This window comes from Agrobacterium sp. lyk4-40-TYG-31 (assembly GCF_030209855.1).
GTDB lineage: Bacteria > Pseudomonadota > Alphaproteobacteria > Rhizobiales > Rhizobiaceae > Agrobacterium > Agrobacterium vaccinii.
In genome coordinates this window covers 159546-185558 of sequence record NZ_JARVRE010000010.1, presented here as the reverse complement: position 1 = coordinate 185558, position 26013 = coordinate 159546, and the positions used below count along the sequence as shown (strand labels likewise).

Below are 26013 nucleotides of genomic sequence, written 5' to 3'. Positions count from 1 at the left end.
CTCATGCCCAAAACAACTGGCCGCCTTGCAATCGGGGCCGTTGGCGTTGCTGCTCTCCTGACCCTGGCGGCAGTCCCGTTCTTTGCGTCACGCGCCATCGTTCAGGATCTGTTTGGCCTGTTGACGTTGCTCGTCCTTGCCATGAACTGGAATATGTTGGCCGGTTTTGCAGGACTTGTGTCCGTCGGTCAGCAGGCCTTTGTCGGTATCGGCGCCTATGCCATGTTTGCCGCAGTCATCATCCTGGGTCTCGATCCGCTGGTCGGCATCGTCATCGGCGGTCTGGTCGCCATGGCGCTCTCCATTCCCATGGCGTTTTTCGCTTTCAGGCTTAACGGTGCTTACTTCGCCATCGGTACCTGGGTCGTCGCCGATATCGTGCGGCTGGCGGCGGGGCAAATCAAAGCGCTTGGCGGCGGCACCGGAACCTCGTTGCCGAAGGGTACCGCAAAAGCGATGGTGGGTGTGGAACAGATCAGGGCACTTCTGGATGTCTCCGTCGCCGCCGCAACCGATGCGCTGGTGTACTGGCTGGCGCTCACGCTTGCCGTGGTCATGCTCATCGCATCCTGGTTTTTTCTGAGGTCACGCATGGGGCTTGGCCTTCAGGCCATCCGCGACAACGAAGTTGCAGCCAGGTCCGTAGGTGTCGATCCGCTGAGATTAAAGTCGGCGGTTTTCCTGCTTTGCGCGTTCGGAACCGGACTGTGCGGGGCTCTCATGTTCCTGCAAATTACCCGTATCACCCCCGATGCCGCGTTTTCGGTCATCGACTGGACGGCTTTTGTCGTTTTTGTCGTGGTCATCGGTGGCATCGGCACGCTTCCCGGCCCGATTGTCGGGGTCGTCGTTTTCTACATCCTCCAACGGGTCTTTGCCGATTACGGCACCGTCTACCTGATCCTGCTCGGTATGATCGGAATCGTCATCATGCTGTATGCCCGGCGTGGCCTCTGGGGCACGTTGGCCGATCGCTTCGGCATCGAGATTTTCCCGCTGCGCCAGAGGCCGCCGAAAACACCAGGACCATCCCTGCCACATCTGGCGCCACCAGCGCCTGCGTCCCATTGAACCATCAGCCATAAGGAGTGCTCCATGACGCACTATTTCACCGAAAAAAACTCCGTCGACGCCGTCAACCGACGTATGGGCCTGTCGACCGACCCACGGCTCGCCGAGGTTCTGAGTTGCCTGGTGACCCATCTCCACGCTTTTGCCAAGGACATCCAGTTGACGCAAGCCGAGTGGGAATATGGCATCGAATTCCTGACGAAGGTCGGTCAGATTTGTTCCGACGAGCGGCAGGAATTCATCCTGCTGTCCGACACGCTGGGAATGTCCATGCTGGTCGATGCCATCAACAACCGCCGTCCGCCGGGTGCGACGGAAAATACGGTGCTGGGACCATTCCATGTCGCGGATGCTCCTGTGCGTCAGATGGGGGACGATATCAGCCTCGATGGCAAGGGTGAACCGTGTTTCTTCGAAGGGTCTGTTGTGGATATGCAGGGCAATCCTATCTCCAGTGCCAAGATCGATGTCTGGTCAGACAATGCCGATGGTTTTTATGATGTCCAGCAGCCGGGCATTCAGCCCAAATGGAACAATCGCGGGATTTTCATCACAGGCGAGGACGGGCGCTATTCCTTCGTCGGCATCAAACCGGTTCCCTATCCTATTCCTGACGACGGACCCGTCGGTAAAATGCTCGGCCATCTCGGTCGCCATCCCTACCGGCCTGCCCATATGCATTACATCATCACGGCGCCCGGGTACGAAACCGTGGTGACGCATACCTTCGTCGGAGACGATATGTATCTGACCTCAGATGCGGTGTTCGGCGTGAAGGAAACGCTGGTCGCACCTTTCGAAAAGGTGGCAGATGGCGAGACGCTGTGGCGTTCACCCTTCGATTTCGTCCTGACACCCGTGTGAGGATCAACCATGCCAAATATGAAAATTTACGTCGATGCCGGTCGTGGGGCGCAGACTGTAGCAGACATTCGCGGCATTCTTCAGCCACTCCGCAGCATGCTGTGTCGCGAGCTCGATGTGGATGTAACGGCCTGTCAGATCGTCATCGTGGACGTCTGCGGGCTTGAGGATCAACCGGCTGTCAACGCCGAAATCCTGCTTCTGCCAAGGCCTGAACGCAGCCGGGAACGGATAACGGAAGTCTGCAAACTGATCCGCGAAATCATTGCGGATGCGACCGGGCTGCATGTCGCGGTGCGGTCCGGCATGCTTGATCCGCAGACCTATGTTGCGCTGAAATAGAGGTGAAACAAACGTCACGTCCAGCGTCGATGTGGCGTTGAGGGTGGCGACTGGTCGATCGATTTAGACGTCCGACTATCTTCTATCGCCATTCGTTTTTTGCCGCTGAACGCACTTTCTATCGCTGTTTGTGGACCGTTTTTAGTACAATTATAATGATTTTATACAATTATACCTTTTCTAAGTTGGGCACTTAAATCGACTTCTAGTTGGGGGAGTTAAATGTTTGGTTTTTTGAAGAAATTTTCGTTTCGTACGCAGTTGGTCATGCTTGCGATCGTTCCGTTGGTTGCGACGGGTGTTCTGGGGGTGATGGTCAGTCATAGTGCCTACGGCCAATTCGTTGCCTTGGAAAAGGCAGTCGATCTGGTTCGTGTGGCGCGGGCGGGTGCGGCTCTTCAAAGATCGATGCCAGCGGAAGCGGGGGCAAAGCCAGCCGAGAGGCCCGCGCTCCGGCAGAAGACGGACCAAGACTATGCCGACCTCATGCAAACCTATGACGCATCGTTTGCAGCTGGCAACGAGGATCCGATTCTTGCCGGGATGAAAGCAAGGCTGACACAGAACTTTGCCAACCTTTCCGAATATCGCCAGAAAGTTGATTCCGGCGATACCGATCTGCTTCTTCCGATAAAGTATTTGCAGCCGATATCATCCATCGGTCTCGATATTGCCGGGCGTGCAGGCAATCTTGTCGAGGATGCGGAGCTATCGCGGGGCGTTCGGGGTTATTATGCGTTTCTTCAAGCCAATAATGGCTATTTGCTATACCTGACCCTGGGCCGACGATACACGCAGACCGGAAGCCTGCCTGTCGATGATTTGAAGCATTTCTTTTTCGGTAAGGGCTTGATTACCAATTCGGCGAAGACGATGCAGGAATTCGTTCCCACATCGCTGATGGCGGATTACAATCGTTTCTGGCAGTCTCCCGATGGCCAGTTGATCGAGAAAACGGTCGACAATATAAACAAAAATGTGACGTACAGCCCCGCTGCAGGGGATATCGATGCATGGAATGCGGCAATGAATGCGCGCCGTTTGGCTTTTGCCACCATGCTGGATGCGACGGTCGATAATCTCGATGATCTGGCGATGAGAAAAATCGATGTTGCCAGCCGCAATTTGATGATTGTGCTGGCTGGCATGGCCGTTCTGATTGCGTTGACGCTCGTCCTTTCCTTCTTTGTGTTCAAAGCGCTGTCCACGGCCATTCATGGGATCGCTCACCGCATGGGCACTTTGGCGGATGGCGACAGGGAGAGCGGCATCCCCAATCTCGGTCGTAAAGACGAAATCGGCGAAATGGCCAATGCTGTCGAAGTGTTCAGGCAGGCAGCCATTCGCAATGCGGAACTCGAAGCCGAAGCGGCAACGACACGTATTCGTGCAGAGGCAGAACGCGCAGAAATGCAGGCCCGTGCGGAAGCCGAAGCCGAAGAGCGTCTCAATCAGACGACCAGAACCTTTGCTGCCAACCTGCGGCGACTTGCCGAGGGTGACATGCAATGCGAAATCGACACGCCGATGACAGCGCAGTTCGAAGCACTCCGGGCTGATTTCAACACTTCCGTTCGCCATCTGCGCGAGGCGCTCGTCTCCGTCGAAAACTCGGTCGCCACGGTGACCGGCGGTTCGCAGGAAATCTCCGACGCATCGGACAATCTGGCCAAGCGTACGGAACAGCAGGCAGCCTCGCTTGAAGAGACCGCAGCGGCGTTGGAAGAGATTACGGCCAATGTGGTGTCGACCTCCAAACGTACGGCGGAGGCGCGGGATATCGTGCGCGATGCAAGAAACCACGCCGACAAGTCGGGCGCTGTTGTCCGCAATGCGGTGAGTGCCATGGAGCGTATCGAGGAATCGTCACGGCAGATCAACCAGATCATCTCGGTCATCGACGAAATTGCTTTCCAGACAAACCTTCTGGCCTTGAATGCCGGTGTGGAAGCGGCAAGAGCAGGGGAAGCTGGCAAAGGCTTCGCCGTGGTTGCACAAGAGGTGCGGGAACTGGCGCAGCGTTCTGCAAATGCCGCCAAGGAGATCAAGACGCTGATCAACAATTCGGCCCTTGCCGTCTCGGAAGGCGTGAAGCTCGTCAGCGATACCGGCGAGGGCCTTTCTTCCATCGAGCAACTGGTGCAGGTGGTCAATTCGCATATGGATGCAATCGCCACTGCCGCTCAGGAACAGTCTTCCGGTCTTGCCGAGGTCAATACGGCGGTTAACCACATGGATCAGGCAACGCAGCAAAATGCAGCGATGGTGGAGGAAATGAACGCGGCAGGGGCCGGTCTGGCGCAGGAAAGCCAGAAGTTGAGCGATCTTCTCTCGCATTTCCAACTTGGCGCGGTCGGTCTTCAATCCAGAGCCGTTACCGACCATCGCAGGGACGCAGTGCGGCGATACGCGTAAGGTAGGCTTAACTCACGCTCCCATTTCTCACAGAACGAAGACAATTCAGCACTTTGTTCTGTGAGGTCTTTGGTGCCCGTCTTGACCCCAGACTCATGAAAAGAGCGTTTCCCTTTAACAAGGAAACGCTCTCTTTTCGTCACCTGTACCGGAAACAGGGCGATAGGCGACCAACCCTTAAAAACCGACACGATCCGCGCCTTTGAGGTTGAGGATTTCTCTCGCCTCATCGGGTGTTGCGACCTCGCATCCCAAGCTCTCGATGATCTGTCGTATCTTGGCGACCTGCTGGGCATTGGATTGGGCCAGTTCGCCCCGGCTTATGAACAGGCTGTCTTCCAGACCCACGCGAACATTGCCGCCCATCTGGCTGGCCGTGGTGGCAAGGCCCATCTGCGCGCCGCCTGCGCCCAGAACCGACCAGCGATACTCATCTCCAAACAGACGGTCGGCAGTTCTCTTCATGAAGATGAGATTGTCCACTTCGGGCCCGATGCCGCCGAGAATGCCAAAGATGAACTGGATGAAGATCGGGGCTTTGAACAGCCCGATATCCATGCAGAAACGCAGGTTGTAGAGGTGACCGACATCGTAGCACTCGTGCTCGAATTTAATGTCATGGGACGCCAGTTCCGTCGCGACAGTCTCTATGTCCCGGAAAGTGTTGCGGAAAATATATGTGTCGGAATTGGCGACATATTCCTTTTCCCAGTCGAATTTCCAAGAATCGTAACGCTTCGCGAGTGGATGGAAGGAAAAATTCATCGAGCCCATATTGAGGCTGCACATCTCCGGTGAAAAGCGTTTGGCCGGTGCGACGCGTTCCTCGATCGAGTTTTTCAGGCTGCCGCCGGTGGAGATGTTGATTACGGCATTCGTCGCCTGCTTGATCCGTGGAAGGAACGTGGAGAATGCGTCGGGATCGATCGTCACGCCGCCATCTTCGGGGCGACGCGCGTGAAGGTGGAGGATCGATGCGCCGGCTTCCGCCGCTTCCACGGCCTGCTGCGCAATATCGTCTGCACTGTAGGGTAGCGCATCGGACATCGTTGGTGTGTGAATGGCACCGGTGATTGCGCAGGTGATGATTGTCCTCGGACGCTTGGCCATGACGATATGCCTTTTCAACAGAGTGATATGCAGATGTTCTTCAAAATAATCGGGTTTGCTCAGTCCAGAATCTGTTCGAGCCTGCGCAGATGAGTAACAACCTTTTCCCGCAGCGCTTTTGCTTCTTCAGGTGACCAGGAGCGGAACCCGTCGCCCGTCTTCATGCCCAATCGTCCAGTCGCGACCAGCTCTTCAAGCAAGGGTGACGGTCCCGCTCTGCGTTCGAGATCCGCAAGCACGGTGTTGTGAATATCTAGCGTCAGGTCGCAACCGACGAGATCGGCATTTTCAAGGGGCCCAAGAACGGCAAGGCGTCTGCCGAAGCTGGCCTTGACGACGGTATCGACCGCGCGCGCATCGCAGATGCCGCGCTCGACAAGGCTGATCGCCTCCCGCCACAGCGCATGCTGTAGCCTGTTGCCGATAAAGCCCGGAACATCCTTTTCCACGCGAACCGGCGTTTTTCCCGCCTGCGTGAGAACGGCAATCGTCGTTGCCATCGTATCTTCGGTTGTTTCAGCCGTGCGGATCACCTCGACCAGCGGAATGATGTGCGGCGGGTTCCACCAATGCGTACCAAGGGCACGGCCTTTGTCTTTCAACTGGCTCATGATCGCCGTGATGGGCATCACGCTTGTGTTCGATGCGAGAATGGCATCCTGCGGTGCGTAGGTTTCGATTTCGGCGAAAATGGATTGCTTCAGCGCGAGCTTTTCCGGTGCCGCCTCAAAGACCAAGCCAGCGTTTTCGACGGCCTCACGCACGTCAGGGCAGACATCGATTTTCTCAAGGGCTGCTTCGATCTCGGCTTTGCCAATGCCGAGCAGGCTCAGGCTTTCGGCGATGCGCGTTTTAACGGAGATGCGCGCATCTGGGATCGGGTCGGTAATGGTCACGTCGAAGCCTGCACGGGCACAGGCCAGAGCAATGCCGTGACCCATGAGGCCAGCACCGATGACAGCAATTCGATTGATGGTGGGCACTCTACGCGCTCTTTCGTCAGGCCTGCGAATACAGGAACAAACGTCATGGCAGTGCTGCCATGACGCTGCGCGGGGATGGGGCAATAAGCCCATCCGCCGATCCTGTGGTTACGCATGCCTCGGTTTTGTGGTCCAGCTTTTGACCGTCAGATCAAACCGTGGTTGACAGTTCAGAAACTGTCGCCCGCTTCGATCCGGTATTGCTGGCCTTTATCGAGCATCGCGACAAGGCGAATGATGCAGCCGTCACCACGATCCCAGTTCCAGGGGAAAAATGCGAAGGTGCAGCGCTTGCCGGTCACGGCGTCGAGGTCGCCGCCCACGTTCTCGATACCGAGAATGCCGTTCTTGAAAAGGATGTTGTGTACGGGCTCCCAGTCAGGGAAATCGTCCGCCCAGTCTCTACCGCCTGACCATTCCGCATATTCTTCCTTCAGATGGGGAAGGAGAGGACCGTTACGCTGCGGACCGATTGCCGTCGCCAGCGGATGGTCATTAGCCTGGGTGTCGTGACCCACGACCTTGACGCCCTTCTCCACCATCCATTCGCCAGCCGAGGCAACGAAGCCGGGGCAGTAGGCGAAATAGTCGCCGTCTTCATACTGTTTATGCCAGCCGGTATTGATGATCAGCACGTCACCCTTGCGAATGGCGTGTCCGCAGGCTTTTTCGAGATCGTCTGCCGTAATCGGCTCCCATTTTTTCTTCGGCAGTGAAACGACTATGCCTGTCCCGAAGAAATGCGGCAATGGCACTTCGTCGATGAAGGGCGTGCCCTGCACCACATGGGCCGGTGCATCGATATGGGTCGTGGCGTGCATGGTGGTGGTAATGCGCTGGCTGAGCACGCCAGACTTTGCCATGTAGTGGATACGCTCGATCTTCGTATCCTCAAAATATGGCCAGTTTGGATTCTGGAAGCCGAACCTGTGGCTCAGATTGTAGAACTCCAGTCCCATCGAATTGTCCAGGTTTCCCTCGAATTCGATACCTCGAATCATCACCATGAAAATCTCCTCCATCCCGGGTGAAATCGCAAAGCGCCTCAGCGCTGTCTCGCATATTGATACAAATGAACCGCATTGCGGTCAATTAATTTGTAGAATATTTTGGTTTACATGTATTGCATTGTGATACATGCATGGGTGGCCCCCGTGTGTCGGGGCAGATTCGGGACGTAAAGAACGAAGGAGCCTCTCATGCCTGCGACGAAAGATGATCTGGAAGAAGGGCGTGCGACGGGAATTCAGGTCATTGCGCGGGCCGCGTCGGTCTTGCGGTGCCTCAAGAGCGATGGCAAGGCGCCAAGCCTTGCGCAGATCGCGGCACAGGTCGGTCTGCCCCGTTCTACGGTCCAGCGCATCGTCAATGCGTTGATCGAAGAGGATTTCGTGGTTCCAGCCGGTCAGGAGGGCGGCTACAGGCTGGGCCCAAGTCTACAGGCTCTGGCGCAGGCTGGTCGCGTCGACGTGGCGACCGCCGCACGCAACCATGTCGTGGCGCTATCGCAAGCGACCGGAGAGACGGTCGACCTCTCCATGCTGCGTGGAAACCAGGTGCTGTTCATCGACCAGATCACCGGAACGCATCGCCTTCGAACCGTTTCTGCCGTTGGCGAAATATTCCCGCTGACCAACACAGCCAACGGCAAAGCCTGCCTGTCTATGCTTGATCCTGAGACAGCACTTGCATTGATCGAGCACGAGGTTGCCGGTCTGGGAGCAGACGCGCCGCGATCCGTCGAGGCCATCGCCAACGATGTCGAACAGGCCCGCAGCACTGGCATCAGCTACAATCATGATGAGCACACCGCCGGGATTTGCGCGGTTGGAACGGGTTTTCGCGACGCAGCCGGAAACGTCTATGCCATTTCCGTTCCTGTCCCATCTTCACGCTTCCCGCTGGTCATGGACAACATCATCGCCAAGCTGAAGGAAGCGCGATTGGCTGTGGTGCGGGCTTTGGGAACCGCTAACGACGAGGGCTGAAAGTCAGCCATGCGGCTACGCTCGCTTTAGAAACCTAAGTCATCTCCTCGAAAATATATTTTATGCCACGCCTGCCAATTGACATGATGCGATACAGTTGTATCGTATTAAGATACATTGAGGTGGGAGGAGCGGTGTTCATTCGCCGCTGCGCATCTGTAGACGAGGAGGAGGAGACATGTTCGTAAAACGCTTCGACGAGGCCAGACCCTATGACGCGCCGAACCACAGGGGCGTTGTGGGTCTTCGGCTTCAGGGGTTTGAAGACAAAGGGCCGAAGAACCAGTGGGTGGGACTTTCCCAATTTCTTCCCGGTGGCGGGGCGGGGCCTGACTCCACGCCGTTCGAGAAAGTTTATATCGTTTTCGAAGGCCACATGACGGTGGTTGCGGGCGGGGAGGAGGTCATGCTGGGTCCGTTGGACAGTTGCACCATTCCCGCCGGTGAAATCCGTGAGCTCGAAAATCGCACCAATCAGGTGTGCAAGATGCTTGTCGTCATCCCTTATCCGTCGGGAGCCTGAACGTGAACACTGATGAATTTCTCACAAATCCCTATGCTCTTTTCGATGTGCGCGGAAAAGTCGCTGTTGTGACGGGCGCGTCCGGTGCTTTTGGTGCGCTGGCCGCAAAAATTCTTGCCGGTGCCGGGGCTCGTATTGCGCTTGTGGCGGGCAATCAAGATGCGCTCAAGGAAACAGCCGATGCCTGCGCCGCCTTGGGTGCCGAGACGCTGTCGATCAATCGGCGCCCGACCGATGAGGCGACCTGTGAGGCGATCATTGCCGATACGGTTGCTGCGTTTGGCCGCGTCGATGTTCTGGTCGTTGCCTCTGGCAAGAACGACGTTGCCAAGATCGTGGACATGTCACCGGATCGTTTTCTCGATGTCATGGATGCGAATGTCACGCAAAGCTGGCTAATGGCGCGCGCGGCAGGCAAGCGCATGATCGAACAGGGAGAGGGTGGCAAGGTTGTCTTGATGTCCTCGGCCCGCGGGCTTCTCGGCCATCCTGCCGGTTACACCGCCTACTGCGCTTCGAAATCTGCCGTCGATGGAATGACCAGAGCTTTGGGCTGCGAATGGGGTGAGACGGGCATCACGGTCAACGCCATCGCACCCACGGTGTTCCGCTCGCCGCTGACGGCATGGATGTTCGAAGATACGGAAAAAGCGCAAGAGGTCCGCAAAGGCTTTCTGTCGCGTGTCCCCAAAGGCCGACTGGGTGAGCCGTCCGATCTGGCTGGGCCGCTGCTCTTTCTCTCATCGAAAGCATCGGACTTCTATACGGGCCACACTCTCTACGCCGACGGTGGATATACCGCAGGTTAGTTTGTTCGGGATCATGTCTCGGTTGCGAAATGTGCGACGAGTTCGGCCGTGTTTTTCAGCCCGGTCGCTTTCATAAGCCGTGCGCGATGCGACTCGATGGTTCGTTGTGACAAGCCGAGTTCACCGGCAATCGCGCCATTGGTTTTGCCCTGTGAAATAAGGGTCACGATCTGCCGCTGACGATCGGTCAGCGTCAGGCGCTGCTGAGCAACCGGGCGCGAAATGGGCTGGAAGCAATAAAGGGCTTGGGCGAAAGGATCCGTCGCATGACGTGTTCGCCCGTGAACCTGGCACCAGAAACGCCTGCCATCGCTAGCCGTCATGATGCGTTCGTCATAATAGACCTGGCCGCCGGGAAGATGGGCCTTCCACATGCGCCCCGTGCGGACGAAGTCCGAATGCTTGGGGTAGAGGCGCGCAAAGCTTTGGTCGATCAGGTCCAGCCGCGCGTAACGAAAAAGCCGGGCAAATTCATCGTTGCAGTCCCTGATGATGCGATGGGTTGCGTAGACCATGGGCACGGGTATTTCGCCCAATAAAAAGCGACTTTGCTGACTGTCTTCCCTCATTCATAAGCTCTCCCCTCACTGCCGTATAAATACGGCTAACCGATGCCGATTATCAAGCCTACTTTCGAAGGACTGCCGCGCTTTTTGGCGGCGGTGAAGGAGGAGATATGAAGAAGTTAAAAGCAACCGCGGTGGAGGCTCTGGCGGATGCATTATCCGATGGCATGACAATCATGTCCGGCGGGTTCGGGCTTTGCGGAATTCCGTCAAGCCTTATCGACGCCATCCGCCTTTCTGGTGTCAAAGACCTGACGGTCATTTCCAACAATGCTGGCGTCGATGGATATGGCCTCGGTGTCTTGCTGGAAACCAAACAGATACGGAAAATGATCTCGTCCTATGTCGGCGAGAACAAGCTGTTTGCTGAGCAGTTCCTGTCGGGCGCTCTGGAACTGGAGTTCAATCCGCAAGGAACGCTGGCCGAACGTATTCGCGCCGGGGGTGCGGGCATTCCGGCCTTCTACACAAAGACCGGGGTCGGAACCCTGATCGCGGAAGGCAAGGAGGTCCGCCGTTTTGGTGACAGTGATTATGTGATGGAGACGGGGCTGGTTGCTGACCTCGCCATCTTGCACGCCTATAAGTCCGACAGCGAAGGCAATCTCGTCTATCGCAAGACGGCGCGCAACTTCAACCCGGTGATGGCGACAGCTGCGAAGCTCACGGTCGCCGAAGTCGAGCATCTCGTGCCCGCTGGTGACATCGACCCGGACCACGTGCATACGCCCGGGATTTTCGTCCAGCGCGTGGTTCATGTACCGAACCCGGAAAAACGGATCGAGCAGCGCACGACCCGCACCAGGGCGCAGAAGGAGACCGCATAAGATGGCCTGGACACGCGAACAGATGGCGGCACGGGCTGCCAAGGAATTGCAGGACGGCTTCTACGTCAATCTCGGCATCGGAATTCCCACACTTGTCGCAAATTACATTCCCGAGGGAATGGAAGTGACGCTGCAAAGTGAAAACGGAATGCTGGGCATGGGGCCATTTCCGTTCGAGGGAGAGGAAGACGCCGATCTCATCAATGCTGGCAAGCAGACGATTACCGAACTTGCCAAAACCAGCTACTTCTCGTCCGCTGATAGTTTCGCAATGGTGCGCGGCGGCCACATCGACCTCTCGATCCTGGGTGCGATGCAGGTTTCGGAAAGTGGTGATCTCGCCAACTGGATGATCCCCGGCAAAATGGTCAAGGGCATGGGTGGAGCCATGGATCTGGTAGCTGGTGTAAAACGCGTCGTCGTGGTTATGGAACATGAAGCCAAAGGCGAGCCGAAATTGCTGAGGGAATGTAACCTTCCGCTGACGGGCCAGCGGGTGGCCGATCTGGTTATTACAGACCTCGGCGTTTTTACCGTTGCCCGTCAGGGACCGCCCAAGCTGACGCTGATCGAACTGGCTGATGGCGTGTCGCTGGACGAAATCCAGTCGAAAACGGATGCGCCTTTCGATGTCGCGCTGGAGGGAGCGGCGAAATGATCAGAATCGTAATCGCTGGGGCGTCGGCATCATTGTGAGTGTGGTTGGCTCATGGTTGTTCCATGAGCCAACTCGCTTCATGAGAAGCATACACCGATACGGGTGAGTTTACTGCGCGAGTTTCGCCTTGAGCGTATCGAAAATCCGTTGGCGATCGTCGCCCGCCTTGATCCAGGCCTGGACGACGGGCTGCATTTTCCGTTCCCATTCCTCGTGCTCTGCCTCGTCGGGAATGATGATGGTTCCGCCGGAGCGTTTCACCACCGCAACACCATCATCGCTGGCCTTCTGCCAGACGGCGCCGAGCTTTTTCGTCAGCACAGCCCCGGAATTGATCTCAATGGCGTGGCGTGCGGGCTCCGGCAGGGAGTCGAAGCGTGCCTGCGACATGAAGACGGGTGTAAACGATCCCCCCAGCGGCACCATCGTGTAGAATTTGCCTATTTCGTAGAGCCTGAACGGGGGAACACCGGTCATGTGCGTGATCACGCCATCGACCACGCCGCGTTCCATCGGCTGATACATGTTGAAGGCTTCGAGATTGATCATGGCCGCGCCGGTCGCGTCCAGAATGGCTGCCTTCATTCTGCCGCCAGCACCGATTTTCAAACCCACGGTATCGGACGGCAGTTTCACCGGCTTTTCGGTCGTCAACAGCATCGCGGCTGTGGGCGTGCCGATGCCCAGCAATTTCAAGCCTGCAAAATCGCGATTGAACAGGCCTTCCTCATACATGGACCAGAGTGCATCCGATGCCTTGGCAGCATCATTCCCGATCAAGGAGGGCAGATAGGTCACATCGGCCTGTGGAAACCGGCCTGGATAATAGGAGGTGATATCCATCGCAATGTCTGCGGCACCGCTTTCGACAATGTCGACAAACTGCCCTGCGCGTCCCAGTGCTCCGGCAAAGTACAGTTTGACGTTGAGCGTGCCTTGGGAATCTTCGGTGACCTTTTTGGCCCAGGGGATCAGCGCCTGGGAATTATAAAAAACCTGAGCCGACGAAGAAACCGCAAATCGCAGTTCGATAGGCTCGGCACCACGTGCTGGCGCGGAGCCGAAAGCCGCCACAAGCAGCATGGATGTCAATAGCGCGCGTCTTTTCATCATGTTCCTCCTATGATGATTTTGGCGATACGTCTCGTGTGAAGCGCGGCATCATCCACGCTGCGCAAAGGCGCTGAAGGCCGCCAGCCGCTGCGTGATGAACTCGGCTGTCGCAGAATCCGTGACAGCGCTGAGATCGGGAGCCATTTTTGCTTTGATCTGGGTGATCTGGACTTCCGGGCGGGCGAGAATACGGCAATCCAGCGCATGCAACACGTTGCGGATTGGCGGGTGTGCCCGCGCGCCACCCAGCAGACCGGGGGAGCAGGTGAAGATCGTGACCGGCTTTTCCGCAAGCGGGGCTGGATTGAGGCGGGAGAGCCAGTCTAGCGCATTTTTCAATGCGCCCGGAATGGACCAGTTATATTCAGGCGATATTATGATGACACCATCGACGGCTGAGATGCGCTCGGCCAGTTGTGTGAGAGCCGTAGGCGCGCCCGTTTCATCCATTATGTCCTGATTGAACAGTGGAAGGTCACCGATAGAGGGCAGTTCCTCGATGGTGACATGTTCTGGAGCGAGTGCGCCGAGGCAGTGGCCAAGCGCGCGGCTGAAGGATTGCTTGCGCAGACTTCCCGCCATCACTCCAAGCGTTTGTTTCTTTTCCATTTAAATCTCCGTCCCTTTGTGCAGCGCCTGCGGCAACTGCTAAATATGTGTTCCTGATGAGGTCTACCGCGTCCCAGGCAACCACATCGTGATGATCGGGAATGCGATCAGCAGCACGATCTTGAAGAGATCCGCCAGGATGAAGGGCGCGACACCGCGATAGATTTCCGGCAAGGTGAGCTTCGGATCGATCGATTTCATGATGAACAGGTTGAGACCGAAAGGCGGTGTGATCAGGCCTGTTTCAACGAGGCAAATCGTCAGGATCGCCCACCAGACGGGATCAAGTCCCAATTGGTGGATCAGCGGTAGGAACACCGGCACGGTGATGATCATGATGGCGACACTGTCCATGACCGTGCCGAGGACGAGATACATCACCACGATCATGAGAACGATGAGCAGAGGTTCACTCGTGATGGAGGTCATGATGTGCACGAAGAGTTCGGGAAGCCCGGAAATGCCCATCAGGAAGGAGAAGCTGGCTGCACCGAAGATCAACGGGTAGATCAGCGCCACTGTCGCGGTCGTCTCGCGCATTACGTCCCAAATGGTGTCGCGTCTGACCGCTCCCTTGAAGACGGCCACCGCGAAAGCACCGATGACACCGACCGATGCGGCTTCGACTTCGGTGAAGATACCCGTGTAGATACCGCCTATCACAGAGCCGATCAGCAGGATGGCTTTCCACGACGCTGCCAGCGAGTAAGCAATTTCACGTCCGGTCGAACGCGGGCCGGGCGGTCCGAGTTCGGGACGGAAGTGGGTGATGATCATGATGGCGATGATGTAGAGGATCGTCGTCAGGATCGCCGGACCGATGCTGGCGATGAAAAGCGTTCCGATGGATTCTTCCGACAGCAGTGCGTAGACCACGATGAGGGTCGAAGGCGGCACGAGCTGCCCGAGCGGACCTCCGGCAGCGACCGTGCCTGCGGCAAGCGAACGGCTATATTTGCGCGATTCCATTTCCGGCAGGGCGACCTTGCCGATGGTAACAGATGTCGCGAGAGACGAACCCGTCAGGGCGCCGAATCCGGCTGATCCAAGAACCGTGGCGATGGCCAGTCCACCACGAAGATGGCCTATCAGAGCGTGAGCGCAGCGGTAGATCTCGCTGGACATGCCGGCAATCGTTGCAAAGGACCCCATCAGGAGAAACAGCGGCAGGACGGCAAGGCTGTCGTTAAACAGCATTTCATGGACCTTGATGCCGAACATCGTCAGTCCGGGGCCATTGCCCAGCAGGATGACGCTTCCCAGCAGGCCCGACAGCCCCATGGCAGCTGCAATCGGGATCGTCAAAAGCACCGAAGCGAGGACCAGACCGAAACAGGCGAGTGCCAGATCGGCAGAAGGCATCTCGATCAGCCAGAGCAGGAACGCGCTCAGCGATGGCCAGAACGCGATGGACCCAAAGCCTATGCACAGGATTACCGCAGAGACGATGAGAGAAACGCGGCGGTTGAGTTGAAATGCGTCGGCAATGGTGCGTGTGACGGGCACGATCTGCGCCGCCACGGCCAGCGCCAACAGGGTGGTCGTGACCTTGAGCATTGTGCCGGTGGGCAGCATGAGAATGGATGTGGAACTGCCGAGGTCGCTTGCCTTGGCGGCCAGCGACCACAGCCTTGCTGTGACCAGCCCGAAAAACAGGAACAGCGCCGAAGCGCTGAGAACCCGCAGCCAGGCAAAAACGATTTTGGAGACAAGCCCTTCTGCGGCATTGATGGTGATGTTCACACGGCCCATGACGCCCGCCGGAATACAGGCGGAAACACCCAGCGCCATCAGCGGCTGGGTGATTTCGTTCAGACCACGGATCGGGCTATGGAAGATTTCTCGCAGCAAAACATCCGCGACAGTGACCACGGCAACAGCGATAATGGCCAGAACGCCAAATGTAGCAATGCGCTCCGTAACAGCCAGAGCTGTACGGTCGATCCGGGCAAGCATCATAGTGATTTCTCCTCAATCCCTCGTAGGGAATGCGACCCTGGCAGTGAACTGCACAGCAAGTGGTCGCATACCCGGTCTCCCTATTCAGTCTGGCGGCAACGCTGTCCCAAGAGAGAGCGTTGCCGAAGCGCTTGCACTGTCGCCTTTTTTAAAATTCCTGAGAGGGCTCCTCCATCTCTTGAATTTCATCTTCTGCAATTTCGAAATAGAAATCGAACGGGCGATGCTCTTCGTCAGTGTCAGAGCGCTGCAAAGGGGTGGAAATGCTGTCGCCATTCCAGGGGTGCCGGAGAACCCCAAACATTCATCTCCCGAACGTTGCCGGGTCTTTCGAGATTGGTGATGACACGCGGTGTGAAATGTTTCTCGTCGGCAATCGATGCCATCGGGCCTGAAACTTCCACCATGGCGCCGCTCGCATCGATATAATAGGCATAGGTGTTGTCACCAGGACGGTGGCGTCCGGGGCCCCACAGAACCTGACGATCCTTCCGGTCGAGAAGATCGCCTAGGCGGCAATACATGTTGAATTCCACGAATTCGAAGGAATAGTGGTGCAGCCCGGGTCCCTGGCCTTTGACGAGGCCGATGACGTGATGCTGGCGATTGCCGCCGTACAGCCAGGTCAGCGAATTATCCACCATCTTCTCGGCAAGGCGCAGATCACCGATCAGGTTCAATTGCGCGAAGGTCGCCAAGGGGTTCGGCGTCAGAATATTCATGTGATCCAGACGACGCGGGCCAACGCCATAGGTGTCGTGACGCGGTTTGAAAATGGCATCACGGATGGGCGTGTGGATTTCGAACCGAAGTCCCTCTGGTGTCGTGAACGTCACGCCATCATCCATGCAGTCGAGGCTGGGACCATCGGCGACGATCATGCAGCCTGCCTCTTCGACTCGCGAAGCAGCACTTCTGACATCCTCGGCGGTCAGGGCCTCCAGACCGATTGTGTGCGCAGAATTTTCCTCCGCTTCAATCACAACGAGTTCCGCTGTGCGGCCATTGGACGACAACCATGTCTGATTGCCGATCTCACGGGTGACGTGAAGCCCCAATATATCCGAGGAATCGCGAACCAATGCCTCCGCGTCCTTGGCGTTTATCTTCAAATGTCCCGTGGCGTGAACGATCTGGGCCATGCAACTCCTCCGCTGAACTGGCACAAAAAACTGATGAGAAAAGGCATAATCCGGTGAAATGAGAAAATCAAGGAATTTCGAAAAAATTCTATATTACGAAATTATAGCCATGTGCGTTTGTGATTTTGGTAGGTTCCTTTCGGTCAAAGCTCGGGAATAGAGCGTATGTATCGGCTTTCTTGAAAGATTATATGCGAAAAAACTTGAATTTTGCGAAATTCTAGATTTTACTCCTTTGGAGACGTCTCGCTTGGAATCGCCGAGCCCATAACGGTCAGAGAAGGGAATGGTCTAGCATGAAAACCAAGGGAGAAACCCGCGCAGGCGATGTCCTGCTTCGCATCCGCGACGACATTTTGAGCTGTCGTCTCACGCCCGGTGAGAAGTTGCGTTTCGAAATCCTCAAGGATCGTTATGAGGTCAGCTTCTCGACGCTGCGCGAGGCTCTGGCACGGCTGTCCGAGGAAGGTCTGGTCCTGTCCGAAGGGCAGCGCGGCTTTGCCGTTGCACCTGTATCGATTGCCGATCTGGAAGACCTGACGAATGCCCGTGTGCTTCTGGACCGTGAAATGATGCGACTGTCCATGCAATATGGCGATGATAGCTGGGAGGCTGGCATTCTGGCGGTGTTCCATCGCATGGAGCGATTGCAGGAGCGGTTGGGCGATAATTATCAGGCCGATGCGGAATGGACCGCGCTCCACAGCAAGTTTCATACGTCACTCGTCAGCGCATGCCGTTCACCCTTGCTGCTGGACATCAGGCAGAAGCTGTTCGACCGGGCGCACCGCTATCGCCGCATATCCGCGCAGTTCCGCGCCAGCTGGCGCCCGAAAGAGGCCGAACATAAAATCATTCGTGATGCGGTGCTGGATCGTTCGCCGGAGGCCCTCGATCTGATCGAGCAGCACATTCGTGAAACGACGGATAACGTTCTGACGTCCGCAGCGCATCTCTTCCCCGCCGACGTCAACATCAAGGCCGCATGAATATTTTAAAGGCCGCCCTGCGGCTTGCGGGGCGGCCTATCATCAAAGTAACGTGTAACGGATCAGCCCGTTACGCCCTCGGGCAGAACGCGGGCAGCACTCCAGTGCTGGTGAATGCGGTCATGTTTTTCGGTTGCATCCGTAATGGCCAGCGCAAGATCTTCAACGGAAATACCGGCTGGCTGACCATCTTCGACAGGCAGCATGTCGATCGTGGTGCGATACCGACCCGTTACCTCCGGCTGGCCGAGCAGCCATGGGGGTGACACGAAGCTCCAGCGGAAACTGTGATCGCATTCGAAGAACTCCAGTTGCGCGCGACCGCCCATACCTTTGCCGAAAATCCTGTCGATCTCCTTATACCAGGTCTCTATGATCTCGCCGGTAAAGTTGGCATAGCGGTCCTTGGTGGGATCAGCGAGAATCCTGTCTCGCTGTTCTCCCATTTCCTTGAACGCCGGTAACCCGCCGCTCAATTTATGAAGGCGGTGCCAGTGGGCAGCCGGGGCCGCATTGAAAAACCAATGGGGCCATTGCGGGTCTTCGAACATCTGGAAGCCACGTGGGGTCCAGAGGCTGGATGCGCCTCCCACATTGAGGAAATAGGCATCAGGGATAGTTTCCTTGAAAGCCCGCTTGATCCGCCATGCCGCCTCGACCAGCTGCGTGTAGCCGAGATAGCTGTTATCCTTCGGCGCGAAGGCCACCACGAGCGTATCGTGACCGGCAATCGCTTCGCGCAGTTCGGGAAAACTAAACAGGTCCGCTTTCTTTCGGGTGAGCAACGGATGATCCGCAATACCCTCGGGATTGCGCGCAATAGCGGTTACGGCATGGCCACGCTCAAGCAACAGGCTTGTGACATGGGCACCAATCGTTCCCGTTGCTCCGATGACTGCAATTTTCAAGATGTCCTCCATCATGCATGCCTTGCCTCCCAGCAAGACTATTATTCTCTAGGGCTGCTTAGCCGGTTACAGGCAAAAGCAGATGGGAATCCCGGTGTGGGCCGGTATGAATTCTGTGGCGGCCACGATTGATCGTGTCTGGGCCGGCAAGGCCGGGAAACTCCAGACCTGATACCTTGTGGCCGGCAATGACGAGCTGGATTTGCTGGCCAGCGGACCATCGCATTCCGAGCGGCCATATCTGAATATCGACGGGGACGATTTCACCCGGCACCAGCTTTTCGACGCGATCGAACCTGTGGTGCGGCATGGCCGGGCCGGACAGGTCAGGATCGATTGCGCGCATGGATACGCGCTGTATGCCCTTCGCACCGGAAAAGACCACCATGCCGGACTGGTTTTCCGGGTCCTTCGGACCTTCGTCCCGTGATGTGCCCGGTGGCAAGAACGTCCAGCAGCCAAGATGCTGACCATCCGTGTCGAGTTTTCTGACCTCGGCGTAGAGATCGAGATCATCGGCATCGATAGCCTCGACCCAGACACGAAGCTTGATATAGCCGACGACTTCGATATCCCGTTCGAACCTATGGGTGAACACCGCGCGCCCGGTCTTTGCGACAGGATCGTAATCAACGAAATCAGACTGCTCGGGCTTGGTGAGGCCCATCGAGCCAGAGGCCGCATCCAGATAAAGCGGCGTGTAGGTCGTGTTCGGAAGCGGGAAATCGGCTTCCGGCCGGTTTACGATGTCCTTGCCGCCCGGATCGAGGACCGCCAATCTGACCTTGGGCATGTCGTCCCAGCCATTATCGGCATCTTTCAGGAAGCGGTCGAAGAACTGACGCGAATCTTCGTGCTGGGTGTAATAATCATCCCATTCATGGCTATTGTGGACACGAAGCCACTTCTTTTGGGACGCGATACCGCGCCAGCCGTTGAATGTGCCGACGGCGTGAATGAGGTTCGTCCAGCTGGAGATGACGTAGGTTGGCACGTCGATGCTGCCGAGGTCTGGAATTTTGTCTCGCCAATAGTCGTTCATGAGCGGGTTGGCCTTGACCATCGCCGGAATGTCTTCGACGCTGCCGCTGCCTGAAAATTTGGACAGCATGTGATCATTGAACCCGGCGTCGGGAACACCGCCACGCACGACATCTGTCCGGTAAAGATCGGTCCAGCCTTCGCAGGGCGAGATCGCCGCCAGATGCGGTGGCTTTTCCGCCGCGATGAACCATTGCACGATGGCGAGCCAGGACGTGCCCGTCAGCCCCACCTTGCCGTTGCTCCATGACTGCCGTGCGATCCATTCGACCAGATCGTGACCGTCTCTCCCTTCCTGGCGGCCCCAGCAATGGATATCGCCTTCGCTGCTCATGGCCCCGCGCGCATCAACATTGACGACGGCATAGCCATGCGCGCACCAGTAGGCCGGGTCTACACCCTCGAACATTTCCAGGCCGGAAAGCGCGCTGACGGGCACGCCGCCGCGAAATGGCAGGTCTTCAAATGTAATCGCGCCACCACCCTGCTTGCCGTATGGGCCCCAGTTGACGAGGGTAGGGAGTGGGTGTTCGTGACCCGCAGGCCGGAAAATATCGACGTAAATATGTTTGCCGTCGCGCAGTTCGACCGCGACGTCCTGGTCCATGACGATGTCGCATGTCAAAGCAATAGCGCCTTCACGGGCCACACTTCCGGCAGGGAATATTTTTTGAAGAGGTCGCAGACCGGGATAGCGTGCGTCCGGGTGGTCCGCCGGACGTAGTTTCCGAAACGCCCTGTGAATGCCGATGTCGTGCTTTGTCATTGGATAATTCAACCTCCTCAATCAGTGGTGCGCCGTTGGATGAACAAAGGCCAGACCACACATTCCCATAATCATTCTGCACAAAGTTCATGCCGCCAAAACGCGGGCGATCAAAACGCCTTTCGATAAGGCGTGCATTTTAAAATTCGGGACTCCAGTCCCGCCTGCCTCCCAGCGCAGCCTATTGAAAATTCTCGACATTGCTCCGCTTACGGAACCAGCCGATGTTTTCGAATGAGGAAAAAATATCCGTCATTAATTTTTTTGTCTATCATAATTTTAATTTTCGAAATAATTAGGTTATGACGAAAATAGAGTTGAGCTTGTCTGGCTTTGTGATGGGCGAGCGAAGGGAGAGCACAATGGTCGAAATTCAATGCAGGAAGATCGCAGTTTTCGTTGAGGACATCTGGCATGACGGCGGCACGCCAGCTGAGCGGCCACTTCGCAAGGGTGCCGCTGCTGCAATCGTCGCCAACCCCTATGCCGGACAATATGCCGAAGACCTGACAGACTGGATGAAAGCGCTTGATGATCTCGGCGCAACGCTTGCCCGGCGTCTGCTGGACGCGCTGGAACTGGAAGGAAGCGCAATCGAATCCTTCGGCAAGGGTACGATCGTCGGCGTGAATGGCGAAATCGAGGTCGGTGCTGCATGGCATGCGCCGGGAGGTGCTGCACTGAAGAAACTGCTGGGCGTACGTGGTTTCGTGTCCGCAGGCCAGATCATCGGCAATGCGGGCGAGCGGCTGCATATTCCGCTTGTCAGCGTTCATAGCCCGTGGGTTCGCAGCCATTTCGACGGCGTCGATATCAGCGTGGCAGATGCGCCTCGTCCTAACGAGGTTCTCTTTGCCCTGGCCATGTCCAGCGGCGGCAGAATTCACGCGCGCCTTGGCGGTCTGACTTTTGCAGAAGGCAAACGTGGCGAAGGCCCGAAGTTCTGACCCATCTGCCGAAAAACCTCATTTGAAGGATCAATAAAATGAAATTTGTAAGCTATGAAAGCCAGGGGCAGGCGAGCTTTGGGCTTGTCCAAGACAACAAGATCATCGATCTGAAAGCCCGGCTGAACGGTGCCTATCCAGACCTGAAATCCTTTATCGCCAGCGATGATTGGCGAAAACTCGCCGAGGATGCGCTTGGCTCCGGCCAAGGCGATGCGGATTTCGACAGCGTCAGTCTTCTACCCGTCATCCCAAACCCTGACAAAATCCTCTGTGTCGCCCTGAACTATGGAGACCACGTCGCCGAAGCCAATGCGCACCTTCCCGGCGGGCGTGAAACGCCGAAATATCCCATGATGTTTGCGCGTATGGCCGATACGCTTTTGGGCCATCGCGGCAATATCGTCCGACCAAAGGTTTCCAGTGATCTCGATTACGAGGCCGAACTGCTGGTGGTGATCGGCAAAGAGGTTCCCCGTTATGTCGAGCAGAAGGATGCCCTTCAATACGTCTTCGGCTATAGCGCGATGAACGAAGGAAGCATTCGCGATTACCAGTTTCATTCCCGCAATCTAACGCCGGGCAAGAACTTTTACCGCACCGGCGGGGTCGGGCCCTGGCTGGTCACCGCAGACGAGATTGCCGATCCGCAAGCGCTGGATATCGAGTTGAGGTTGAACGGCACCGTGCTTCAGAAAGCCAGCACCGCCGACATGATCTTCCCGGTGGCGAAGTTGATCAGCTATATCTCCGAATGGCTGCCACTCAAGCCAGGCGATATCATCGCAAGCGGCACGATGGGCGGCGTGGGCTTCACCCGCAAGCCGCCGATCTTCATGAAGCCGGGCGACACTGCCGAAGTCGAGATCAGCGGCATCGGCGTCTTGACCAATGGCGTCGTTGACGACGTCTGATCATTCCATGCGCACTCGCTCGACGTTTCCGTTCAGCAACCAGAAGCGTGGCGAGTGCGCGATTTTTTCGGTCGATAAGACTATAGTGGGTGCTTGTTTGGAGCATCATTCATGACGACGTTCTTTCCGCGGCGCGCTCTCGCGTCGATCCTCAATCTGGATGATTTCGAGCGCGCCGCCCGGCGTCATCTGCCCAAACCCGTCTTCGCCTATGTGGCAGGTGGCAGTGAAGATAATTATAGTCTTCACGATAACCGTGTTGCCTTTCGCGACATCGCTTTGATGCCGCGAATTTTGCGGGATGTCAGTCGGCGCACGCCGATGGCATCGCTGTTCGGTCAGGAATTTTCCGCTCCCTTTGGTATTGCGCCCATGGGCCTCAGTGCCCTGTCGGCCTATCGCGGCGATATCGTGCTGGCGCGCGCGGCAAAGGCGCTGGGTATTCCGGCCATCATGTCCGGCTCGTCCCTGATCCGGCTGGAAGACGTCGCGCGCGAAGCGCCTGAAACCTGGTTTCAAGCCTATGTACCGCCGACACGGGAGCGCACGGAAGCGCTCATCCGGCGGATCGAAGCTGCCGGGTTTACGACACTGGTCATAACCGTCGATGTCAGTGTTTTGCCCAATCGCGAAAACAACATTCGTGCCGGGTTCAAGACGCCGCTCGAACCGGATCTGGCTCTGCTGTGGCAGGGCATTTCTCATCCGGGCTGGACGATCAACACCGCCATGCGCACGCTGTTGAACCATGGTGTTCCGCATTTCGAAAACAACGAGGCCGTCAGGGGCGTGCCGATCGTCTCCCGTAACGTATCGCGAGAGACCGGCGGTCGAGACTGGCTGTCCTGGGACCATCTCAACCACCTGCGGGAGCGCTGGAAGGGAAAGCTCGTCGTCAAAGGCGTTCTGCATCCTGATGATGTGAGTATGGCAGCCAAGGCCGGTGTCGACGCGATCATTCTGTCCAATCACGGCGGGCGACAGCTGGATGGCTCACCCTCAGCCATGCGTGTTCTTCCCGCCGCCGTAAAGGCTGCCGGGAACGTGCCGGTGATGATCGATGGCGGCTTTCGGCGCGGCACCGACATCATCAAGGCACTGGCGCTGGGCGCCGCCTTCGTCTGGCTCGGCCGCCCCTTCAACTACGCCGCCAGCGTAGCTGGTGAAGCGGGTGTGGCACATGCGTACAAATTGCTGAGAAACGAGCTGCTGACAGACATGGCATTGGTGGGTGTGACGACATTACCGGAGTTGAGTGAGGATAATGTCCTTTCAAAGAGTACGGCACGTTGAGCTCGATGGAAGCACGAGCCGGCAAAGGTTGCTAAGGGGTTGGACATGCCGGTGTGACGCACGCGGTTCAATTGTTGAGCGAAGAGATCGACCGAAACATGGCCTTACTTGGTGTGAGCAGCCTCGATGATCTGAATACACAGTTTCTTCGGCAGGTCAGGCCGGTCTAGTTTTCGGACGGCCATTTTGTATCATCATGCAGTCACCGGCGTAAAACTGACACTTGGGCCGGTGACCTGAAGCGACCGTAGGGAATTCCCTCCGACACGCGGTGTCGAGCGCATTCCATTTTCTTGCCGACGATGCGGCGGTAGCTTATCCAAAAATCCCGAAAAATTTCATTTCTTCAATGCGTTGAGGCGAACTGAGGACGCTGCTTTGGGCAAGGTAGAGTGTCGATCGTCATTTCGGGAATTGCCGTTGCTACAGATAGGCGGCACTCGGTCTGAATGCGAAATTTGATCTGCTTTCAGTCTGCTTTCAGTCTGGTTTCTCAGAGCAGAATTCATGTCCAAATCACCCTCTTCTTAACCTGAAGTCAGATACCAGCAGCGACCCCATGTTCCGACAGGACGATTGACAGGTCGGCATAAATGTGAATTTTTGATATTTGATCAAATAAGGGAACGGCAGCCAAAACGGCGCTACAAAAAACGGGAACTTCAATGAAGAGCGTGATGATTTCCACTCTCGTGCTGGCTGCTATTGCGGCAACGCCAGCAATGGCCGGCAAGGCCGAGAACACGGTGACCTGGGGTTTTGACAGCCAGCTTGAGACGATGAACCCCTACGCAACCAACAAGGGTTCTGCGCAGCTGGTGATGCGCAATGTTCTGGAGCATCTGCTCTATCGCAACAGTGCGGGCGAGGCACGCCCGGCGCTGGCGACCTCGTGGAAGTGGGTGGATGACAAAACCATCGATTTCGAACTGCGCAAGGGCGTCACCTTCAGCAATGGTGAAGCCTTCAATGCCGACGACGTCGTCTACACGATGAACTTCATCAAGAACCCAGAGTCGAAGATATCAGCCCAGGCGGATTACGGCTTTATCGACAACATCGAAAAGACCGGCGAATATTCCCTGCGCATGCATCTGACCAAGCCGACGCCTTCGGCCATCGACCGCCTGTCGCAGACACTGTTTATCCTTCCCGACCAGACCCATCCCAAAATGGATGCCGCCGAATTCGGCCGTGCACCCGTCGGCACCGGTCCATACAAGGTCAAGAGCTTCGAGGCCGGACAGCAGGTGACGCTGGTGCGCAACGAAACCTATTACGATGCGGACTGGGGCAAGCCCCGCTTTGACGGCATGACCGTGCTGAGCATCACCGATCCGCAAACCCGCATCGCGGAACTGACATCGGGTCGGGTAGACTTCCTCTGGAACGTCACGCCCGATCAGGTGCTGGAACTTCAGTTGTCCGAGGGTATCAAGACCGTCACCGGCAGCTCGACAGTCGTGACATTCCTGTCGCTCGATCCAACCGGTCGCGTTGGCCCCAATCCCGCTCAGGACATCAATGTCCGCAAGGCGATGATCCATGCCATCGACCGGGAGGGTATCGCTGCGGTTTTGCAGGGTGGTGACTCTGTGGCGCTGAATGCTCCATGTCACCCGCGGCAGTTCGGCTGCATTCAGGAGGTCACCAAATACGAGTACAATGTCGATAAGGCCAAGGAGTATCTGGCGAAATCCGGCTTTCCCGATGGCTTCGAGACCTCGATTGCTGCCTTTGTCGAAAATGCTAGAATTGCCGAGGCTGTCGTCGGCAATCTGCACGATATCGGCATCCGCGCCACCGTCAATCAGCAGGAAACATCGGCCTGGGTGAAGGATTACTTCGCGGGCAAGATTTCCATGGGCGTTGTGCCGTGGCCTTCGAACGGTGTCTATGACGTGTCGGCGATCACGCCCTTTTTCTTCCAGGAAGGAAAGGGCGACTATGTCCGCGACAAGGAAATCAATGACTGGTTCGCCGAGGCGGCCAGCACCATCGACAAGGACAAGCGCCTGGAACTCTACACCAAGGGCTTCTCGAAAATGGCCGATCAAGTGCTGAATATTCCGCTGGTCACCCGCATCGTGAACTACGGATATCGCGATGGCCTCGATTTCCAGCCGCCGTCAGATGGCTATCCGCTGATGTATCTGATGGGCTGGGCGAAGTAGTC

At 56.8% G+C, this 26013-nt stretch carries 25 protein-coding genes; 15 read left to right on the top strand and 10 right to left on the bottom strand.

The window, feature by feature from the left end:
- Positions 1-3: 3 nt before the first annotated feature.
- The 4 genes from QRN55_RS19645 (at position 4) to QRN55_RS19630 (ending at position 4692) form a co-directional block, all read left to right on the top strand.
- On the top strand, positions 4-1071 hold the full coding sequence (locus QRN55_RS19645; RefSeq protein ID WP_284778015.1) for a branched-chain amino acid ABC transporter permease: 1068 nt from the start codon (positions 4-6) through the stop codon (positions 1069-1071).
- Positions 1072-1095: 24 nt separating this feature from the next.
- On the top strand, positions 1096-1935 hold the full coding sequence (locus tag QRN55_RS19640) for an intradiol ring-cleavage dioxygenase (protein WP_284778014.1): 840 nt from the start codon (positions 1096-1098) through the stop codon (positions 1933-1935).
- A gap of 9 nt (positions 1936-1944) precedes the next feature.
- Complete coding sequence (locus QRN55_RS19635) at positions 1945-2277, top strand: hypothetical protein (RefSeq protein WP_284778013.1); 333 nt, start codon at positions 1945-1947, stop codon at positions 2275-2277.
- 222 nt (positions 2278-2499) lie between these two features.
- Entirely contained in the window at positions 2500-4692 is a 2193-nt protein-coding gene (locus QRN55_RS19630) for a methyl-accepting chemotaxis protein (protein WP_284778012.1), read from the top strand.
- A gap of 177 nt (positions 4693-4869) precedes the next feature.
- Here the strand turns inward: QRN55_RS19630 and kce are convergent, their stop codons facing one another.
- The 3 genes from kce to QRN55_RS19615 all read right to left on the bottom strand — a co-directional run bounded on the left by kce (position 4870) and on the right by QRN55_RS19615 (position 7792).
- Positions 4870-5802 (bottom strand): 3,5-dioxohexanoate:acetyl-CoA acetone transferase, encoded by a 933-nt coding sequence (kce, locus tag QRN55_RS19625; protein WP_284778011.1) that lies wholly within the window; start codon positions 5800-5802, stop codon positions 4870-4872.
- Positions 5803-5861: 59 nt separating this feature from the next.
- Positions 5862-6785 carry a 3-hydroxyacyl-CoA dehydrogenase family protein gene (locus QRN55_RS19620; protein WP_284778010.1) on the bottom strand — a complete coding sequence of 308 codons (924 nt, stop codon included), beginning with the start codon at positions 6783-6785 and terminating at the stop codon, positions 5862-5864.
- Between the two features lie 170 nt (positions 6786-6955).
- Entirely contained in the window at positions 6956-7792 is an 837-nt protein-coding gene (locus QRN55_RS19615) for a cyclase family protein (protein WP_284778009.1), read from the bottom strand.
- Positions 7793-7984: 192 nt separating this feature from the next.
- On the opposite strand from QRN55_RS19615, the gene QRN55_RS19610 reads away from it, so the two are divergent.
- The 3 genes from QRN55_RS19610 (at position 7985) to QRN55_RS19600 (ending at position 10105) form a co-directional block, all read left to right on the top strand.
- Positions 7985-8773 (top strand): IclR family transcriptional regulator, encoded by a 789-nt coding sequence (locus QRN55_RS19610; RefSeq protein WP_284778008.1) that lies wholly within the window; start codon positions 7985-7987, stop codon positions 8771-8773.
- Between the two features lie 178 nt (positions 8774-8951).
- Positions 8952-9296: a cupin domain-containing protein gene (locus QRN55_RS19605; protein ID WP_284778007.1), complete on the top strand. Its 345-nt coding sequence runs from the start codon at positions 8952-8954 to the stop codon at positions 9294-9296.
- 2 nt (positions 9297-9298) lie between these two features.
- Positions 9299-10105: an SDR family NAD(P)-dependent oxidoreductase gene (locus QRN55_RS19600; RefSeq protein WP_284778006.1), complete on the top strand. Its 807-nt coding sequence runs from the start codon at positions 9299-9301 to the stop codon at positions 10103-10105.
- 11 nt (positions 10106-10116) lie between these two features.
- Here the strand turns inward: QRN55_RS19600 and QRN55_RS19595 are convergent, their stop codons facing one another.
- Positions 10117-10674 carry a PAS and helix-turn-helix domain-containing protein gene (locus QRN55_RS19595; protein ID WP_284778005.1) on the bottom strand — a complete coding sequence of 186 codons (558 nt, stop codon included), beginning with the start codon at positions 10672-10674 and terminating at the stop codon, positions 10117-10119.
- Between the two features lie 107 nt (positions 10675-10781).
- On the opposite strand from QRN55_RS19595, the gene QRN55_RS19590 reads away from it, so the two are divergent.
- Positions 10782-11498, top strand: a complete 717-nt coding sequence (locus QRN55_RS19590) for a CoA transferase subunit A (protein WP_284778004.1) — start codon at positions 10782-10784, stop codon at positions 11496-11498.
- A 1-nt stretch (position 11499) separates the two neighbouring features.
- Positions 11500-12156, top strand: coding sequence for a 3-oxoacid CoA-transferase subunit B (locus tag QRN55_RS19585; protein WP_284778003.1), 657 nt, complete (start codon positions 11500-11502; stop codon positions 12154-12156).
- 108 nt (positions 12157-12264) lie between these two features.
- Here QRN55_RS19585 and QRN55_RS19580 read toward each other — a convergent pair whose 3' ends face one another.
- The 4 genes from QRN55_RS19580 to QRN55_RS19565 form a co-directional block, all read right to left on the bottom strand.
- On the bottom strand, positions 12265-13266 hold the full coding sequence (locus QRN55_RS19580) for a TRAP transporter substrate-binding protein (protein ID WP_284778002.1): 1002 nt from the start codon (positions 13264-13266) through the stop codon (positions 12265-12267).
- Between the two features lie 51 nt (positions 13267-13317).
- On the bottom strand, positions 13318-13878 hold the full coding sequence (locus QRN55_RS19575; RefSeq protein ID WP_284778001.1) for an NADPH-dependent FMN reductase: 561 nt from the start codon (positions 13876-13878) through the stop codon (positions 13318-13320).
- Positions 13879-13941: 63 nt separating this feature from the next.
- Positions 13942-15837 (bottom strand): TRAP transporter large permease, encoded by a 1896-nt coding sequence (locus QRN55_RS19570; RefSeq protein WP_284778000.1) that lies wholly within the window; start codon positions 15835-15837, stop codon positions 13942-13944.
- 239 nt (positions 15838-16076) lie between these two features.
- A complete protein-coding gene (locus QRN55_RS19565) occupies positions 16077-16979 on the bottom strand; it encodes a VOC family protein (RefSeq protein ID WP_284777999.1) in 903 nt (300 codons plus the stop codon).
- A gap of 296 nt (positions 16980-17275) precedes the next feature.
- On the opposite strand from QRN55_RS19565, the gene QRN55_RS19560 reads away from it, so the two are divergent.
- Complete coding sequence (locus tag QRN55_RS19560) at positions 17276-17968, top strand: GntR family transcriptional regulator (protein ID WP_284777998.1); 693 nt, start codon at positions 17276-17278, stop codon at positions 17966-17968.
- 62 nt (positions 17969-18030) lie between these two features.
- On the opposite strand, the gene QRN55_RS19555 is transcribed toward QRN55_RS19560, so the two are convergent.
- Both QRN55_RS19555 and QRN55_RS19550 read right to left on the bottom strand, forming a co-directional pair.
- The gene (locus QRN55_RS19555; protein WP_284777997.1) at positions 18031-18876 is read right to left on the bottom strand and encodes an NAD(P)-dependent oxidoreductase; all 846 of its coding nucleotides are present in this window, start codon (positions 18874-18876) and stop codon (positions 18031-18033) included.
- A 58-nt stretch (positions 18877-18934) separates the two neighbouring features.
- Positions 18935-20683 (bottom strand): CocE/NonD family hydrolase, encoded by a 1749-nt coding sequence (locus QRN55_RS19550; protein WP_284777996.1) that lies wholly within the window; start codon positions 20681-20683, stop codon positions 18935-18937.
- Between the two features lie 362 nt (positions 20684-21045).
- Between QRN55_RS19550 and QRN55_RS19545 the strand changes: the two genes are divergently transcribed.
- From QRN55_RS19545 to QRN55_RS19525, 5 genes are all read left to right on the top strand, one after another.
- Complete coding sequence (locus QRN55_RS19545; RefSeq protein WP_284777995.1) at positions 21046-21630, top strand: amino acid synthesis family protein; 585 nt, start codon at positions 21046-21048, stop codon at positions 21628-21630.
- Positions 21631-21668: 38 nt separating this feature from the next.
- Entirely contained in the window at positions 21669-22544 is an 876-nt protein-coding gene (locus QRN55_RS19540; protein ID WP_284777994.1) for a fumarylacetoacetate hydrolase family protein, read from the top strand.
- Between the two features lie 111 nt (positions 22545-22655).
- Positions 22656-23837, top strand: a complete 1182-nt coding sequence (locus QRN55_RS19535) for an alpha-hydroxy acid oxidase (RefSeq protein ID WP_284777993.1) — start codon at positions 22656-22658, stop codon at positions 23835-23837.
- 53 nt (positions 23838-23890) lie between these two features.
- The gene (locus QRN55_RS19530) at positions 23891-24007 is read left to right on the top strand and encodes an alpha-hydroxy-acid oxidizing protein (protein ID WP_284777992.1); all 117 of its coding nucleotides are present in this window, start codon (positions 23891-23893) and stop codon (positions 24005-24007) included.
- 507 nt (positions 24008-24514) lie between these two features.
- Positions 24515-26011, top strand: a complete 1497-nt coding sequence (locus QRN55_RS19525) for an ABC transporter substrate-binding protein (protein ID WP_284777990.1) — start codon at positions 24515-24517, stop codon at positions 26009-26011.
- Positions 26012-26013 lie beyond the last annotated feature (2 nt).